13 protein-coding genes and 1 pseudogene are annotated in these 15,326 nt (G+C 72.1%); 5 read left to right on the forward strand and 9 right to left on the reverse strand.

Features of this window, described 5'->3' with window-relative positions:
- Positions 1-46 precede the first annotated feature (46 nt).
- On the forward strand, positions 47-1,606 hold the full coding sequence (locus ACZ41I_RS10365) for a N,N-dimethylformamidase beta subunit family domain-containing protein (RefSeq protein ID WP_468513795.1): 1,560 nt from the start codon (positions 47-49) through the stop codon (positions 1,604-1,606).
- Positions 1,607-1,608: 2 nt separating this feature from the next.
- Here the strand turns inward: ACZ41I_RS10365 and ACZ41I_RS10370 are convergent, their stop codons facing one another.
- The 3 genes from ACZ41I_RS10370 to bla all read right to left on the reverse strand — a co-directional run bounded on the left by ACZ41I_RS10370 (position 1,609) and on the right by bla (position 3,882).
- The gene (locus ACZ41I_RS10370; protein WP_363220706.1) at positions 1,609-2,499 is read right to left on the reverse strand and encodes an SDR family oxidoreductase; all 891 of its coding nucleotides are present in this window, start codon (positions 2,497-2,499) and stop codon (positions 1,609-1,611) included.
- Between the two features lie 95 nt (positions 2,500-2,594).
- The gene (locus tag ACZ41I_RS10375; RefSeq protein ID WP_363220707.1) at positions 2,595-2,777 is read right to left on the reverse strand and encodes a hypothetical protein; all 183 of its coding nucleotides are present in this window, start codon (positions 2,775-2,777) and stop codon (positions 2,595-2,597) included.
- A gap of 154 nt (positions 2,778-2,931) precedes the next feature.
- Entirely contained in the window at positions 2,932-3,882 is a 951-nt protein-coding gene (bla, locus tag ACZ41I_RS10380; RefSeq protein ID WP_468513796.1) for a class A beta-lactamase, read from the reverse strand.
- A 130-nt stretch (positions 3,883-4,012) separates the two neighbouring features.
- On the opposite strand from bla, the gene ACZ41I_RS10385 reads away from it, so the two are divergent.
- Both ACZ41I_RS10385 and ACZ41I_RS10390 read left to right on the forward strand, forming a co-directional pair.
- Positions 4,013-4,996 carry a LysR family transcriptional regulator gene (locus ACZ41I_RS10385; RefSeq protein WP_468513797.1) on the forward strand — a complete coding sequence of 328 codons (984 nt, stop codon included), beginning with the start codon at positions 4,013-4,015 and terminating at the stop codon, positions 4,994-4,996.
- An 11-nt stretch (positions 4,997-5,007) separates the two neighbouring features.
- A complete protein-coding gene (locus tag ACZ41I_RS10390; RefSeq protein WP_468513798.1) occupies positions 5,008-5,928 on the forward strand; it encodes a serine hydrolase in 921 nt (306 codons plus the stop codon).
- Between the two features lie 166 nt (positions 5,929-6,094).
- Here the strand turns inward: ACZ41I_RS10390 and ACZ41I_RS10395 are convergent, their stop codons facing one another.
- Entirely contained in the window at positions 6,095-6,751 is a 657-nt protein-coding gene (locus ACZ41I_RS10395) for a response regulator transcription factor (RefSeq protein WP_363220507.1), read from the reverse strand.
- Positions 6,748-8,028, reverse strand: coding sequence for a sensor histidine kinase (locus tag ACZ41I_RS10400; protein WP_468513799.1), 1,281 nt, complete (start codon positions 8,026-8,028; stop codon positions 6,748-6,750). Before ACZ41I_RS10400 ends, ACZ41I_RS10395 begins: the two co-directional genes overlap by 4 nt.
- A 132-nt stretch (positions 8,029-8,160) precedes the next feature.
- Between ACZ41I_RS10400 and ACZ41I_RS10405 the strand changes: the two genes are divergently transcribed.
- A complete protein-coding gene (locus ACZ41I_RS10405; protein WP_468513800.1) occupies positions 8,161-9,090 on the forward strand; it encodes an ABC transporter ATP-binding protein in 930 nt (309 codons plus the stop codon).
- 5 nt (positions 9,091-9,095) lie between these two features.
- Positions 9,096-9,953 carry an ABC transporter permease gene (locus tag ACZ41I_RS10410; RefSeq protein WP_363220510.1) on the forward strand — a complete coding sequence of 286 codons (858 nt, stop codon included), beginning with the start codon at positions 9,096-9,098 and terminating at the stop codon, positions 9,951-9,953.
- Between the two features lie 62 nt (positions 9,954-10,015).
- Here ACZ41I_RS10410 and ACZ41I_RS10415 read toward each other — a convergent pair whose 3' ends face one another.
- The 4 genes and pseudogenes from ACZ41I_RS10415 to ACZ41I_RS10430 form a co-directional block, all read right to left on the reverse strand.
- Complete coding sequence (locus ACZ41I_RS10415; RefSeq protein ID WP_468513801.1) at positions 10,016-10,435, reverse strand: DUF4232 domain-containing protein; 420 nt, start codon at positions 10,433-10,435, stop codon at positions 10,016-10,018.
- 522 nt (positions 10,436-10,957) lie between these two features.
- On the reverse strand, positions 10,958-13,183 hold the full coding sequence (gene katG / locus ACZ41I_RS10420) for a catalase/peroxidase HPI (RefSeq protein WP_468322010.1): 2,226 nt from the start codon (positions 13,181-13,183) through the stop codon (positions 10,958-10,960).
- A gap of 33 nt (positions 13,184-13,216) precedes the next feature.
- Positions 13,217-13,654: a Fur family transcriptional regulator gene (locus ACZ41I_RS10425; protein WP_363220427.1), complete on the reverse strand. Its 438-nt coding sequence runs from the start codon at positions 13,652-13,654 to the stop codon at positions 13,217-13,219.
- Positions 13,655-13,983: 329 nt separating this feature from the next.
- Positions 13,984-15,145: pseudogene (locus ACZ41I_RS10430) on the reverse strand (abortive phage infection protein).
- Between the last annotated feature and the right edge of the window lie 181 nt (positions 15,146-15,326).

Below are 15,326 nucleotides of genomic sequence, written 5' to 3' on the forward strand. Positions count from 1 at the left end.
GGGCAGGCGCCGGAACGCTGGAACGGGCACGCCTTCGGGAGGTCATGTGGCTCCGGGACACGAAACGGCCCCGTCCGACGGCCTCGGCCGCCGGCGTTTTCTCGCCCTGGGCGCCGGTCTGGGCCTCGGCACGGCCGCCGCGTGCACGGCTGCGCCGCCGCGTCCGCACGACACGACCGGCCGGGGCGGGCGGCGGCTGCGGCCCGAGGCGGAGCAGGACGCGCCGGGCACCGCCGACTGGCGGCTGGGGCCGACCGGGCCGCCGGATGCCGTGGCCGGCTACACGGACCGGGTGAGCGTCGCACCGGGCGAGACGTGCGGGCTGCACGTGTCGACGACCGCCGCGTCCTTCCGTGTCTCCGCGTTCCGGGTCGGCTGGTACGGCGGCCGGCAGGCCCGCCGGGTCTGGGCGTCGGAGCGCATACCCGGCCGCGCCCGGCCGGCCCCGCGCGTGCTGCCCGCGACGCGTACCGTGCGCGCCGACTGGCCGAGGACGCTGCCCGTGCACACCTCCGGCTGGCCGGAGGGCGCCTACCTGCTGCGGCTGGAGGCGGACACCGGCCACCAGCGGTACGTGCCGCTGATCGTCCGCTCCGCCGAGGGCGCGGGCCGCACGGTCCTGGTGCACGCCCCGGCGACCTGGCAGGCGTACAACCGCTGGGGCGGCAGCAGCCTCTATGCCGGCACCTCCGGGGCGTACGCCACCCGCTCCCTCGCGGTGAGTTTCGACCGCCCCTACGACGGCGGCGGGGCCGAGAAGTTCCTGGTGTACGAGTGGGCGCTGGTGGTGCTGGCCGAACGCCTGGGCATCCCGCTCGCCTACAGCACGGGCGTCGACGTCCACCGGGACCCGGGGGTGCTGCAGGGTGCGCACGCCGTGGTCTGCCTGGGGCACGACGAGTACTGGACGCCACAGCAGCGGGCCCATGTGACCGCTGCCCGCGACGCCGGCACGAACATCGCCTTCCTCGGCGCGAACACCTGCTTCCGCCGGGTCCGGCTGGAGGCCGGACAGGCCGCGGACGACCGTACGGTGGTCTGCTACAAGACCGACTACCGCGCCGACCCCTGCTACGGCTCGCAGCCGGCCCTGGTGACGACCGACTACCGGCTCCCGCCCGCCGCGGATCCCGAGTCCTCGCTGACCGGCGTGCTCTACGAGGGGTATCCCGTCGACGCGCCCTATGTCGTCCAGGCCGCCGATCACTGGCTGTACGACGGCACCGGAGTACGCTCCGGCGACTCCTTCGCCCATCTCGTCGGCGTCGAGTACGACCGGGTCACCCCCGGCACCCCCACCCCGGGGCCCCTGGAGGTCACCGCGCACTCCCCGCTGGTCTGCGGCGGCCGGCCCAGCCACAGCGACTCGGCGTACTACACGGCGGCCGGCGGCGCGGGCGTGTTCGCGACCGGCACCATGCGCTGGGTGGAGGGCCTGGTGGCCGGGACGGGCGTGTTCGGGCGGGACCACGGCATGGACGCCCGTACCCGCGCCTTCGTCACCCGCACCACGGAGAACCTCCTGCGGACGTTCGCGAAAGGTCCCGCGGCACGGCACGCGCCTGCGCCCCGGCCCAACGCGGCGGCGCTGTACGGCGAGGCGTGAGCTCAGGGCAGCGGTGTACCGCCGGTCGCGTTGAGGATCTCGGCGGTGATGTAGCTCGCCTGGGGTGACGCCAAGTAGACGTAGGCGGGGGCCAGTTCGGCGGGCTGCGCCGGGCGGCCGAGCGGGGACTGCTTGCCGAACTCCTTGGTGTCCGGCATGGTCGACGGGATCAGCGGCGTCCACACCGGACCCGGTGCGACCGCGTTGACCCGGATGCCGCGCTCGGCGACCATCTGTGCGAGCCCCTGCGTGAAGGTGACGATCGCGCCCTTGGTCATCGCGTAGTCCAGCAGGTGCGGGCTGGGTTTGTACGCCTGGACGGACGTCGAGTTGATGACACAGCCGCCGGCCGGGATGTGCGGCAGTGCGAACTTCGTGAGCCAGAACATGCCGTACAGGTTGGTCCGCATGACCCGGTCGAACTGCTCGGTGCTGATCGCCTCGATGCCGTCCGGCTGGGACATCTGGTAGGCGGCGTTGTTCACGAGCACGTCGATGCGGCCGAACTCGTCGACCGCCCGCTCGATCAGCGCTCGGCAGTTGTCCTCCTCGCGGATGTCGCAGGAGACGGCGACCGCCTTGCGTCCGGCCTCCTCCACCAGCCGGGACGTCTCGCGGGCCTCGTCCTCCTCCTCGGCGAGATGGGTGAACAGCACGTCGGCGCCCTCACGGGCGAAGGCGAGGGCCACCGCCCGGCCGATGCCGGAATCCCCTCCCGTGATCACGGTCTTACGGCCGTCCAGCCGGCCCACGCCCCGGTAGGACTCCTCGCCGTGGTCGGGCGGCGGGTCCATCGGGCCGGTCCAGCCCGGATGGGGCTGGTCCTGTGAGGGGAAGTCCGGGCGGGCGTGCTGGGTGACCGGGTCCGGCCGGTCACCGTGCTGGTCCGTCACGGTGCCTCCTATGTCTCGGGCGGACAGGACAGCCGACCGGGTTCCCGGATCGCACCGGCCGAAAAGCCCGGTGAGCCGTTGGCGGCCCGCTGCCGTCAGCCGGACGCCGTGTGCTGCCCTCCCGCGCGCATGTGGTCCCTGCGGGCGAGGTTGTAGATCCGCAGGAGATGCTTGGCCACGGCGCAGGCCGCGCGGTCGGCATGGCACTGACGGCACGTGCGCATGTGCTGCTCGTAGGTGAAGCGCGCGTTCTCCAACGCGTCGTTGACAGAAGACATGGACTTCTCCGGGCCGGGCGCGTCCTGGGACAGCGCCAAAGTTGACTGACTGGTACACCCGGAATAAGGGGATCATATTACTGGCGGTACTGGGAAACCGTGCTGCCGGTCACCTCATATCCAGACAGTTGAACAGCGGAATGACGCGGGGCCGCTACTCGCCCGGTGCCAGGACGCCGGCCACGATCCGCGCCGCCTCCGCGACGAGCGTGTCGTCGGCCGGTGCGTCCCGGGTGTTCTTGGCCGACAGCACGGTCAGCAGGAGCGGCGTCCCCCGGGTCGTCCAGGCCACGCCGATGTCGTTGGCGGTCCCGTAGTCGCCGGTGCCGGTCTTGTCCGCCAGAACCCAGTCGCGCGGCAGTCCGGCGCGGAACCGCGCGGCGCTGGTCGTGTTGCCCTTCAGCCAGTCGACGAGCCGCTCCCGGTCGGTGCGGGCGAGTGCCCGGCCCAGGGTGAGCCTTGCGAAGCTGCGGCCGAGGGCCTGCGGGGTCGTGGTGTCGCGCGGGTCCCCGGGGATCGCACTGCCCAGGTCCGTCTCCCACCGGTCGAGCCGGCTCACCCCGTCGCCGAGCGAGCGGAAGAAGCGGGTGAGCCCGGCAGGTCCGCCGATCTCGCGCAGCAGCAGGTTGCCGGCCGCGTTGTCGCTGTACTGGATCGCCGCCGCGCACAGGTCCGCCACCGTCATTCCGGTGTCGACATGCTCCTGGGTGCGCGGCGAGTTGGGCAGGATGTCGTGCGGCGGATAGTGGATCACCTTCTCCAGTGGCGCGCAGCCGCCGTGGTCGCGCAGCACCGCCGCCGCGGCGAACGCCTTGAACGTCGAACACATCGCGAACCGCTCCCCCGCCCGGTGTGCCACGGTCCGGCCGGTGCGGATGTTGCGTGCGTACACGCCGAGCCGGGCACCGTGCCGCTGCTCCAGCTCGGTCAACTCGGCTTCCGTGCCGTGTCGTTCGCTGTCGGCGGTCGCCGAGGCGGCGGGCGCGGAGAACGCGCCGGCCGCGACGGCCACGGTGGTGAGCGCGAGGCCCGCCCGGAACAGACCGCGGCGGGCCATGGGGTGGGGGCCGGGGCCTTGGGAGCTGGGGCAGTGCGAGCCGGTCATGGGCACAGTCCTCCTGGGTCGTCCGTGATCGGAGTCGTGGATCTTCGACGGGACCAGCGAAACAGGCGGACTCCTCTCATGTCCAAGAGGGAACTTTGAACAGAACATGCCTTATTGATATGAGTGCAGGATGGATCTCCTTGCGCACCTGGAGGCGTACGTCGCGACGGCCGACGAGGCGGGCTTCTCCCGGGCGGCCGACCGGCTCGGTATCGCCCAGCCGCTGCTCAGTCGCCGTATCAAGACGCTGGAGGAGCACTTCGGCGGCCTGCTGTTCGACCGTTCGCGGCGGCAGATCACGACCACGGAACTGGGAGTGCTGCTGCTGCCGTACGCACGGGACGTGCTGGAGCGGGCCCAGCGGCTGCGGCAGGTCGCCGGTGCGGCCGCGCGGACGCGGATGCGCGCCGTCGGCGTGCCCGCGCACTGCGCACCGGCGGCGCTGGCACGCGCGATCCGCGCCGGGGCCGAGCGCGGAATCACCCTCGGCATGCGTGAACTGCCGCCGCGGGAAAGGGTTTCCGGGCTGGCCGACGGCTCCCTCGGCTACGCGCTCGTGCGGGTTCCTCCGGAGCGGGGCGTGTTCCGGGTGCCGCTGGGCCTTGCGTCGGCGCCCGAGGCAGCGGACAGCGAGCGGTTCCCGGCGTACGACAGTCCCCTGCGCTCGGTCCACCTGGAGGAGTTGCGGCCCCGCCGTCGCCGTACCGCCGAACCTCATGCGCCGCTTCCGGTGCTGACGCTGCCGGAGGATCATGTGCCCGCTTGCGAGGACCGTCTGGACCGTGCCGCCGCCCGGGCCGGGCTGCCCCCGGGCCGGTTCCGGCCGGCCGGGTCCGCGGCCACCGCGCTCGCCGAGACCCTGGCCGGGCGGGCGCTGCTGCTGTGCGCCGAACCGTTCGCCCGGCAGCACGGGGCACATTGGGCCCCGCTGGCCGACCGGTCACTGCACCGCGGGTACGACGTGAGCGCCGCCCCGGACCGGGCCGGCGCGGCAGGCGTGCCGGACTGGCTGACGCCGCTGCTGGCATCCGCCGTGGGAGCCGTCGCCTCCGGGCCCGGCGCCCCGGGCCCCGGTGCCGAGCACGCCCCCGCGCGGCTGGCGGCACGCGGATGAGCGCGGCACCGGTGCACCACCCTGTGTACGTCGGCGACCACGGCGTGCTCCTGGACGTCGCCGAGGCGATCGCCGCGGACTGGGCCGCCCTCGGTGTGCGCGGCTCGTTCCTCGCCCGGAACCTCGACACGGGCGAGCAACTCGGCTTCGACGTCGAGGAGATGGTGCCGCTCGCATCGGTGGTGAAGGTGCCGCTCGCCCTCGTCGTACTGGACCGGATCGCGGACGGGAACCTCGACCCGGCACACTCGGTGACGGTCGACCCGGCACACAGCAGCGTGGGTCCCACCGGGCTCGCGGCGTTCCGGTACCCGGCGACCGTGGCGGTCGGCGACCTGCTCCTGCAGATGCTGTCGGTGAGCGACAATGCGGCGGCGGACACCCTGCTCGATCTTGTGCCGGTCGCGGACGTGGACGCGCGGCTGCGTGACTGGGGGTGCGCGGACATCCGGATGCGGCACCGGATGAATCACATGTACGAGTGTGCCGCCGGCGCGGCGGGGAACGATTTCTCCCTCGCGCTGGAGCTGGCCGTGCGGGACGAGCGGGCCGATCGGCACACCATCCAGACCCTGGATCCTGCGTACGCGAACGCGGGATCGGCCGCAGCGTTGGTGGGGCTGTTGCAGCGGGTGTGGTGCGATGGGATATCCGTTCCCGGGGCGACGGCGGAGTTGCGGCGGCTGATGGGCCTGCAGGTCTTCACGCACCGGCTGGCGAGCGAGTTGCGGACGGACACGTTGCGGTGGAGCGGGAAGACGGGCACGTTTCTGCATCTGCGGCACGAGATCGGTGTGGTCGAGGCGGAGCCGGGAGACCGGGTGGCGGTGGCCGCGCTGACGCGCGCGGACCGCTGCGCGGGGCTTGCGGCGGATGTCGACCTTGCGATCGGGGGTGCGGGGCGGGAGGCGTTCGAGGTGCTGCGTCGGTGAAGGGCACGTGCGCGTCAGCGCCGTGCAGGTGTGAGTGGCCGGGCGGTTGCCGGTGCGATGTGGTGGCGCGCGCCCACGCGGCGGGCCGCACATCGGTCGTGGCCTCGCTGATGCGGAGGGCGCGGACCCGGCCGGCGGCGGTATGCCCGTCGGGGCCGTGGGCGGCTCATCGGGAGGGTGCCACCAGGCCCGTCTCGTAGGCGGTGATCACCAACTGGACGCGGTCGCGGGCGTCGAGTTTGCTGAGCAGCCGGGTCACATAGGTCTTGACGGTGGCGACGCTGATGAACAGGTCTGCGGCGATCTCGGTGTTGGACATGCCCTGCCCGATGCGAGTGAGGACTTCACGGTCGCGCGGGGTGATGCCGGCCAGGTCGCGGTGGGGCCGGGCGGGGCCGGGGCGCCGGGCGAACTCCTCGATGAGGCGGCGGGTGACGCTCGGGGCGATCAGGGCGTCGCCGGCGGCGACGACACGGACGGCGGCGAGTATGTCGGGCACGGCCATGTCCTTGACGAGGAAGCCGGAGGCGCCGGCGCGCAGGGCGCCGTAGACGTATTCGTCGTCGTCGAAGGTGGTCAGCACGACGACCCTCGCGGTTCCGGGGCCCGAGGTGATGATCCGGGTGGCCTCGATGCCGTCCATGCCGGGCATGCGGATGTCCATGACGACGACGTCGGGCCGCAGTTCCCCGGTCAGCCGGACCGCTTCGGCGCCGGTGCCCGCCTCCCCGACGACTTCGAGGTCGGCTGCGTTGGCCATGGACATCTCCAGGGCGGCGCGTACCAGCGGCTGGTCGTCGGCGAGGAGGACGCGGACGCTCATCGGGCCTCCTGGGGCAGGGGCAGCCGGGCCGTCACCCGGAATCCGCCTTCGGGGCGAGGGCCCGCGGACAGTTCGCCGTGCAGCAGACCGACCCGCTCGCGCATTCCCACCAGTCCGTACCCGGTGGCCCCGTCGGCGCCACGGCCGCGGCCGTCGTCGAGGACGTCGATGACCAACGCGTCGTCCCGGTGGTCGACGGTCACCTGGCAGGAGTCGGTGCGCGCGTGCCGTACCACGTTGGTGACCGCTTCCTGGACGATACGGAAGGCCGACAGGTCGATCTCCTGGGGGAGCGGCCGCGGCTGCCCGTGCCGCCGCACGGCGACGCGGACACCGGCGGCGGTCGTCACCTCGGCCAACCGGTCGAGGCCGGCCAGACCGGGCACGGGGTCAAGCGGCGCGGGTTCCGCGGACGCGGCGTCCACGCCCGGTCGCGGCTGGGCCTGGCGGAGCGCGCCGACCATCCGGCGCAGACCCGACAGGGTCTCCCGGCCGCTGGTCTCGATGACCTTCAGCGCTTCACGGGCACGGGCCGGCTGGGTGTCGAGGACCTCACCCGCGGCACCCGCCTGGAGGGCGATGATGCCGATGCTGTGCGCGACCACGTCGTGCAACTCCCTTGATATCCGCAGCCGTTCGGCCATGACCGCCGATGCCGTGGCCTGGGCGCTCAGCCGCTCCGCGTACTCGCGGCTGCGCCGCAGCGCATCGCCGGTCAGCCAGGCGATGACGGCCGTGAGCACCACGGCCGTCAGAGCGACAGCCGGCCCCGTCGAGTCGAGGGAGCCGGCGAGCAGCAGCTGCGCGACGGCGCAGCCGGCCATCACGCCCAGGGACACGGCGGTCGCCGTCACCGCGGTGCGGCGCGGCCGCGTCACGGCGACGAAGAACAAGGCGACGTCGGCCGACAGGAACTGAAGGAACGGCAGCCGGGCCACGTGAAGTCCCGCAGTCCCGGCCGCGGAACCCGCGAGCAGCAGGGCGACACCCGCCAGCGGACGGCGGTGCAGCAGAACACCACCGGTCAGCACCAGAACGAAGCCGGCGGCCAGGAACCACGTGCCCCCCGGCGTCCCGTCCGGGTCCGCGACCAGGAACAGCCGACACCTTGCCTGGCGGTCCATGCCCTCGGGCGGAAAGCACTGCATGACCGGACGCGGGTTTCCGTCGGACATGCGGGTCGTGTACGCCGTGGCCGCGCAGACACACCATGTCAGGGTCGCCCACACGCCCGGCGGCACACGCTTGAGCAGCAGTAAGGCGCGTGTGGTGGACATGCGCCGATCGTAACCGAGTGATCTTCACCGGGGATCGGGCCGCGGTTGTACAACCACGGGTGACACGCGTCCGCGCAGGTGTCACCGTCCGCGCGATTCCCGGCCGAGGCCGGACGCGGCAGCGTTGCCAGGGTGATCGACGTCCATGAACTCACCAAGCACTACGGCCGGACCGTGGCCGTGGACAATCTGACCTTCACCGTCCGTCCCGGTCGTGTCACCGGATTCCTGGGCCCCAACGGCTCGGGCAAGAGCACCACACTGCGGGTGATCACGGGGCTGAACGCTCCCACCAGCGGAACCGCCACGGTCGGCGGGCGGCCCTTCCGGGAACGGGCGCGCGGGCTGCGCCACGTCGGAGCGCTGCTCGACGCCGGCGACGTCAACGGCGGGCGCAGCGCACAGGCGCACCTGGCGATCCTCGCCCGCAGCAACGGCATACCGCGGCAGCGGGTGACGGAAGTCCTGGACGAGGTGGGCCTGGCCGGAGCGGCCCGGCGACGGATCGGCGGGTTCTCCCTCGGTATGAAGCAGCGGCTCGGCATCGCCGCGGCACTGCTGGGCGATCCGCCGGTGCTGCTGTTCGACGAACCGTTCAACGGCCTGGACCCGCAGGGCGTGCTGTGGGTGCGCGGGCTGTTCCGGCGGCTGGCCGCCGAGGGCCGTACCGTCTTCGTCTCCAGCCATCTGATGAGCGAGATAGAGAACACCGCCGACCATCTCGTCGTGATCGACCATGGTGAGCTGGTCGCCTCCGAGAGCCTTGTGGCGTTCGCCGCCCGCGGCACCCGCAGGTCGGTCGCCGTCCGCACCTCCGACTCCGCCGCCCTGACCGCCGTACTGACCGCGGAAGGCGCCTCGGTACGGCCGGAGGGCGGGCAGGCGCTCACGGTGACCGGCATGGACGCCGCCCGTATCGGCGAGCTCGCCTCCCACCACCGCATCACCCTCCACGAACTGGCCACCCGCGGGAGTTCCCTGGAGGAGGCCTTCATGGAACTCACCGTCGGCCGCGTCGCATACCTCGCAGCACAAGCAGGAGAACTCGGAGAAGTCCGATGAGCCGCATGTCCCCATCCGCAGCCGCACCGTCCGCACGGCCCGCCCCGCCGGGCGACGAGCCCCGTGCCCGCTTCCTCGACCTCCTCGTGGCCGAATGGCTCAAAATGTGGTCACTGCGCTCGATGCGCTGGGCCTTCGCGCTCTCCGCCCTCGCCGTCATCGGCAACAGCGCGAACGCCGCCGTCGCGGACTACCGCAACTGGCCCCTCTACGACGCCGGCATCCGGGCCCTGTTCGTACCGATCTGGGCCCTGCGCGACGCCATGAACCAGAACTGCGCCATGATCCTCATCCTCACCGCCGGCAGCATCGGCGCCATCAGCGTCGCCGGTGAATACGGCACGGGGCTGATCCGCACGACCTTCTCGGCCGTGCCCGCCCGCCGCCAGGTGATGGCCGCGAAGGTCACCGTGGTGACGGCGGTGTTGCTGGTGTTCGGCGCGCTGGTCTCGACGACCTCGTTCGCCGTCAGCCAAGGCATCCTGTCCGGCCGCCACATCGACGTGCCGATCGGCTGTCCGGGGGTGCTGCGGGCCGTCACCGCCTCCGCCCTGCTCGCGCCGGTGTCCGCGCTCATCGGCATGGGTTTCGGCGCGGTGATCCGGCACGGCGCGACCACCCTGGTGACCACCGCCGGGGTCCTGCTCCTGCTGCCCGACGTCTTCGGCGACAGCCGGCGCATCGGCGCCGACATCTCCCACGCGCTGCCCCGCACCGCCTGGGAGAACCTCGTCACCGTAAGCCATCCCTTCGGCCAGGGCCCTTACCCCCAGACGATCGCCGGTTCATGGATCACCTACGCCGTCTGGCCGCTCGTCGCGGTCTGTCTGACGCTGGTCCTCGCCCATCACCGCGACGTGTGACGACCGACAGGGCCTGCCCCGGCCGCCGTCCGCGCCGGGGCCGCCCGCTGACGGAGTGCCGGTCAGGCCGGCTTCGCCGCCGTGACCGCGGTCGCGAGGACGACATTGTCGCACTCGGCGAACTCACCGTCGGTGAGGGCGACTTGGTGTGCGCCGGAGCCGGGCAGGCCGACCACGAGCGTCGGGTAGACGACGGGCGTCGCGCCGGACTTGCAGTAGCCGTCGGCCTCGCCCTGGACCTGGTGGAAGGTCAGCTTCACCCATGCCTTCCCGCCCGGTGCCAGGCGTACGGCCGACGCGGTGCCCGTGGGGGTCACCTTCAGCGGGCTGTTGTGCTCGGGGGAACCGTTGCCCGCACCGGCCACCGTCGGGTGGCCCCGCAGGACGCACGCATGTCCGGAGACGTTGGTGAACTCGACTACGGCCGCGCCCGTACCGGTGCCGACCGGACGGTCGGCCGCCTGATAGGCCGTCGCATTCACGGCCGACACCGTGCACGGCGGCGCCGTGGCGGCCGTGGTGTGGGACACGGGAGAGACCGGGGCACCGGAAGGGGCCGACGTGCCGCCGCCGGAGGAGCCCGAGGCCGACGTGGCCGTGGTGCTGGGCTCGCGGCCGTCGGGGCGGAGTGGGAGGGGGTGGCGGAGGCCGGGGTCGGGGAGGACGTCCTGGCCGTTCCGTCGCCGCTTCCCGGCCCGCATGCCGTGAGCGACAGTGCGGCAGCGATCACGGCCGTCGCCGACGCGGCGAGGCGGATGGTGTTGCGGTGATGCATGAGGTCCCCCGATTCCGGTGCACGTGTCCGACCGGCTCACTGCCGGTACGCACCGGGGGAGACAGAGGCGCGGGACCCAGGGTTTCCGCTGTGGATCGGCTGTGACCGTTGTAGATCACCTGTGACGATTCCGTGAGGGTCGGGGGGCGGAAGGCCCTGCCGCCCGGCGAACGACAAGGGCGTCCGGCCCGACCTGTGCAGGTCGGGCCGGACGCCCTCGGAGCGATGCTCAGACCAGGTCGAACCGGTCCAGGTTCATGACCTTGTCCCACGCGGCGACGAAGTCCTTGACGAACTTCTCCTTCGCGTCGTCGCTCGCGTAGACCTCGGCGAGCGCGCGCAGCTCGGAGTTGGAGCCGAAGACCAGGTCGGCGCGGCTGCCGGCCCACTTCAGCTCGCCCGTGACGGCGTCGCGGCCCTCGAACGTGGTCTGGTCCTCGGAGGTGGACTTCCAGGTCGTGCCCATGTCGAGCAGGTTGACGAAGAAGTCGTTGGTGAGGACGCCGGGCGTCTTGGTGAGAACGCCGAGCTGGGACTGCTGGTGGTTGGCGCCCAGGACGCGCAGGCCGCCGACGAGCACCGTCAGCTCGGGAGCGCTCAGGGTCAGCAGGTTCGCCTTGTCGATCAGCAGGTACTCGGCCGGCAGGCGGTTGCCCTTGCCGAGGTAGTTGCGGAAGCCGTCCGCGGTCGGCTCCAGCGCCTCGAAGGACTCGGCGTCGGTGTGCTCCTCGCTCGCGTCCACCCGGCCCGGCGTGAAGGGCACCCGGACCTCGAAGCCGCCCTCCTTGGCGGCCTTCTCGACCGCGGCGACACCGCCGAGGACGATCAGGTCGGCCAGGGAGACCTTCTTGGCGCCGGAGGAGGCGTTGAAGTCCTGCTGGATGCCCTCGAGGGTGCGCAGCACCTGGGCCAGCTCGTCGGGCTCGTTGACCTCCCAGCCCCGCTGCGGGGCGAGGCGGATACGGGCGCCGTTGGCACCGCCGCGCTTGTCGCTGCCGCGGAAGGTGGAGGCGGACGCCCAGGCGGTGGTGACCAGCTGGGACACGGACAGGCCCGAGTCGAGCAGCTTGGTCTTCAGGGTCGCGACGTCGGCGTCGTCGATCAGCTCGCCCTCGCGGGCCGGCAGCGGGTCCTGCCAGATCAGCGTCTCCGCCGGGACCTCCGGGCCGAGGTACAGCGCCTTCGGACCCATGTCACGGTGCGTGAGCTTGTACCAGGCACGGGCGAAGGCGTCCGCGAACTCCTGCGGGTTCTCGTGGAACCGGCGCGAGATCGGCTCGTAGATCGGGTCGAAGCGCAGCGACAGGTCGGTGGTGAGCATCGTAGGGAGGCGCTTCTTCGACGGGTCCTGCGGGTCGGGGACGATCGCCTCGGCGTCCTTGGCCACCCACTGCTTGGCGCCGGCCGGGGACTCGGTCAGCTCCCACTCGTAGCCGAAGAGGATGTCGAAGAAGCCGTTGTCCCACTGGGTCGGCGTGGCGGTCCAGGTCACTTCCAGACCGGAGGTGATGGCGTCCGCGCCCTTGCCGGTGCCGTAGGTGCTCTTCCAGCCGAGGCCCTGCTCCTCGAAGCCGGCGGCCTCGGGGTCGGCGCCCACCGCGTCGGCGGGTCCGGCGCCGTGGGTCTTGCCGAAGGTGTGGCCGCCGGCGATCAGCGCGACGGTCTCCTCGTCGTTCATCGCCATGCGGCGGAAGGTCTCACGGATGTCGCGGGCCGCGGCCAGCGGGTCCGGGTTGCCGTTGGGGCCCTCGGGGTTGACGTAGATCAGACCCATCTGGACGGCGCCGAGCGGGTTCTCCAGCTCGCGGTCGCCGGTGTAACGCTTGTCGTCCAGCCAGGTGGTCTCGGGACCCCAGTAGACGTCCTCCTCCGCCTCCCAGACGTCCGCGCGGCCGCCGCCGAAGCCGAAGGTCTCGAAGCCCATGGACTCCAGGGCCACGTTGCCGGCGAGGATCATCAGGTCGGCCCAGGAGATCTTCTGGCCGTACTTCTTCTTCACCGGCCACAGCAGGCGGCGGGCCTTGTCCAGGTTGGCGTTGTCCGGCCAGCTGTTCAGCGGCGCGAAGCGCTGCTGGCCGGCGCCGGCGCCGCCGCGGCCGTCGCTGATGCGGTATGTGCCCGCGCTGTGCCAGGCCATGCGGATGATCAGCGGGCCGTAGTGGCCGAAGTCGGCCGGCCACCAGTCCTGCGAGGTGGTGAGCACCTCGGCGATGTCCCGCTTCACAGCCGGAAGGTCGAGGCTCTTGAACGCCTCGGCGTAGTCGAACTCCTCACCGAGCGGATTCGCCGCCGGCGGATTCTTGGCCAGGATCTTCAGGTTGAGCCGCTCCGGCCACCACTGGCGGTTGCCGCCGCCCTGGGTCGGATGCAGGGCCCGGTCATGGGCGACGGGGCAGCCGCCGCTCGCCCCCTCCGCCTTCGCGTCTGTGACGATCGCGTCGTGGTTCTCAGTCATGGCAATCCTTCCGAACTGTGCGGAACTCGGTGCTCAGGAACTGCGGCCGGTGGAACAGTCGGGGCAGGTGCCCCAGTAGACGACCTCGGCCTCGTCGATGGCGAAGCCGCGGGGGTCGGAGGCGGTCAGACAGGGCGCGTCGCCGACCGCGCAGTCGACGTCGGCGACGGCACCGCAGGACCGGCACACGATGTGGTGGTGGTTGTCCCCCACGCGTCCCTCGTACCGGGCGGGGTGACCGGCCGGCTCGATACGGCGGACCAGACCCGCCGCGGTGAGTGCGTGAAGGGCCTCGTAGACGGCTTGCAGGGAGATGTGGCCCACGCGGTCGCGTACCCCGGAGGCGATCGCCTCGACGCCGAGGTGGTCGCCCGCCCGGACGGTCTCCAGCAGCGCGACGCGGGCTGCCGTCACGCGCAGGCCGGCACCGCGGAGCTCCTCGGCGGTGGTCGGGGGCGGGGAGGCGGTCATGAGGGCGAACCTACCCTCATAAACACGAGGGGTTCAAGAAAACGAACGATGCAATTTTGGTCGTGTCACGACGCCTGCCGGCCATCTCCGCGTCCTCTCCCGCGCCCGCCCGGACGTTTGCCTTCGCGTTTGCCCTCGCAGTGAGGGAGCGGGCGGTACTGCGATCGGAGCGGGCGGTACGGCGATCGGCAGCGGAGCGGGCCGGCGGGTGCGTCCGGGACATGCCCGCATCATGTGGCCCCGTGTCGGCGACGACCGCGCGGCAAGCCGGTCGATCCTCCGAACGGGTGAGCCGCGGTGGTGGTCACCGACGGGCGGCCGGAGGCGGATCAGCGGACGTCCGCGTGTCCGGCTCGGGCGTACCGGTAGCGGCGGGCCAGGGCGTGGAAGGCCTCCTTCGGCTCCCAGTGCCAGCCCGAGGCGGGGTCGTCCGGGCGGTCCTTGAGGGTCTTGGTGATGGCGTAGCTCGCCAGGTCGAGATCGTGGCGAAGGTCGCCCGGGCGGTGCGGGGCGTCAGGAGTCACGAACTCGAAGGCCATCGCCGCGTACAGGTTCATCGAGGAGAAGGCGTCGAGCAGCTGCATCAGGTAGGCCGCCTGGGTGCGCTCGCTGCGGACCAGGTCGCCCTTGATCTCCGGGGGCTTCTTGGCGTTGTCGACGACGTCCCAGCCCATGCCGTCGGTCCGGGGCGCCCCGACGTAGGCGCAGGTGCCGAACTCGGTGATGGCCAGCGGTTTGCCCCAGCGCAGATAGCGGCTCAACTGCCTTGTGTAGTCGGCCCGGTGAGGAAAGTACGAGTAGTAGTCGATGCCCACGATGTCGAAGAGGCGCCAGTCGACCTTGTCCTCCTGCGCGGCGGCGTAGCTCAGCCGGCCGTGGAAGACGGAGCGCCCGACCGCGGCCGCCTTCGCCGTGAACCGGTCCAGGCGGCGCTGCATCGCGACCGGGTCCACCTTGCCGTCGAGCAGGTTCCGGATGCGTTCGAAGACGGTGTCGCCGGGCACGATCCCGGGCACGAACAGCCAGAACTCGCAGCCCACACTGAGGTCCACGGCCGCACCGTGCCGTCGCAGCCGCTCCGCGAACCGGCCGGTCTCGGCCAGGTGTTCCAGGATGTCCCGTTCCGGGGCGTCTGCGAGAGTCGGCTGGAGCCAGACACCCAGCCCCCGCTCGGCCGCCTCGGCGGCGGTGGCCGTGAGCCGTTCCACCCCGTCACCCGTCACCCGTCACATCGACGGTGTCGGCGTGCAACTCGTCGCGGATGACCCGGATGTCCTTGCGCATCCGGGCCGCGCTGAAGGCCGTACCCGGCGTCTCCCCCGCACCCACGGTGTACACGACCCCGTGGTGGCGCAGTCCCTGGCGCAGCCCCCGGCGCGGTCCGCCCTGCGCGGCGCGGGCCTCGCCCGACGGCAGCACGGTCGCGGCCAGGCCGGCGGACGCCATGCCGGCCAGGAACTGTGCACGCTTGATCCCCTCGCTCCTCTGCATACGGTCACCCTGCCGGGCCCGGCCGCCCCCGCACCGTCCGCCGACGGTCTACGGCGAGGGACCGAAGGGTGATCTTCCCGGCGCCGAAGGGGAGGGGGCCGGCATCAAAAGTCGCGCCGTTCCCCGCCCCCCGCCTCGCATTCCTCATCGCCCCGCCGCGCGCGGATGAAGCACCCTATTC

It is taken from the genome of Streptomyces sp. NPDC030799 (assembly GCF_055572255.1).

Excerpts from the sequence above, each read along its gene's own strand:
- ACZ41I_RS10375 (WP_363220707.1), bottom strand. The coding sequence starts at position 2,777 with ATGTCTTCTGTCAACGACGCGTTGGAGAACGCGCGCTTCACCTACGAG.
- bla (WP_468513796.1), bottom strand. The coding sequence starts at position 3,882 with ATGACCGGCTCGCACTGCCCCAGCTCCCAAGGCCCCGGCCCCCACCCC.
- ACZ41I_RS10385 (WP_468513797.1), top strand. The coding sequence starts at position 4,013 with ATGGATCTCCTTGCGCACCTGGAGGCGTACGTCGCGACGGCCGACGAG.
- ACZ41I_RS10395 (WP_363220507.1), bottom strand. The coding sequence starts at position 6,751 with ATGAGCGTCCGCGTCCTCCTCGCCGACGACCAGCCGCTGGTACGCGCC.
- ACZ41I_RS10400 (WP_468513799.1), bottom strand. The coding sequence starts at position 8,028 with ATGTCCACCACACGCGCCTTACTGCTGCTCAAGCGTGTGCCGCCGGGC.
- ACZ41I_RS10410 (WP_363220510.1), top strand. The coding sequence starts at position 9,096 with ATGTCCCCATCCGCAGCCGCACCGTCCGCACGGCCCGCCCCGCCGGGC.
- katG (WP_468322010.1), bottom strand. The coding sequence starts at position 13,183 with ATGACTGAGAACCACGACGCGATCGTCACAGACGCGAAGGCGGAGGGG.
- ACZ41I_RS10425 (WP_363220427.1), bottom strand. The coding sequence starts at position 13,654 with ATGACCGCCTCCCCGCCCCCGACCACCGCCGAGGAGCTCCGCGGTGCC.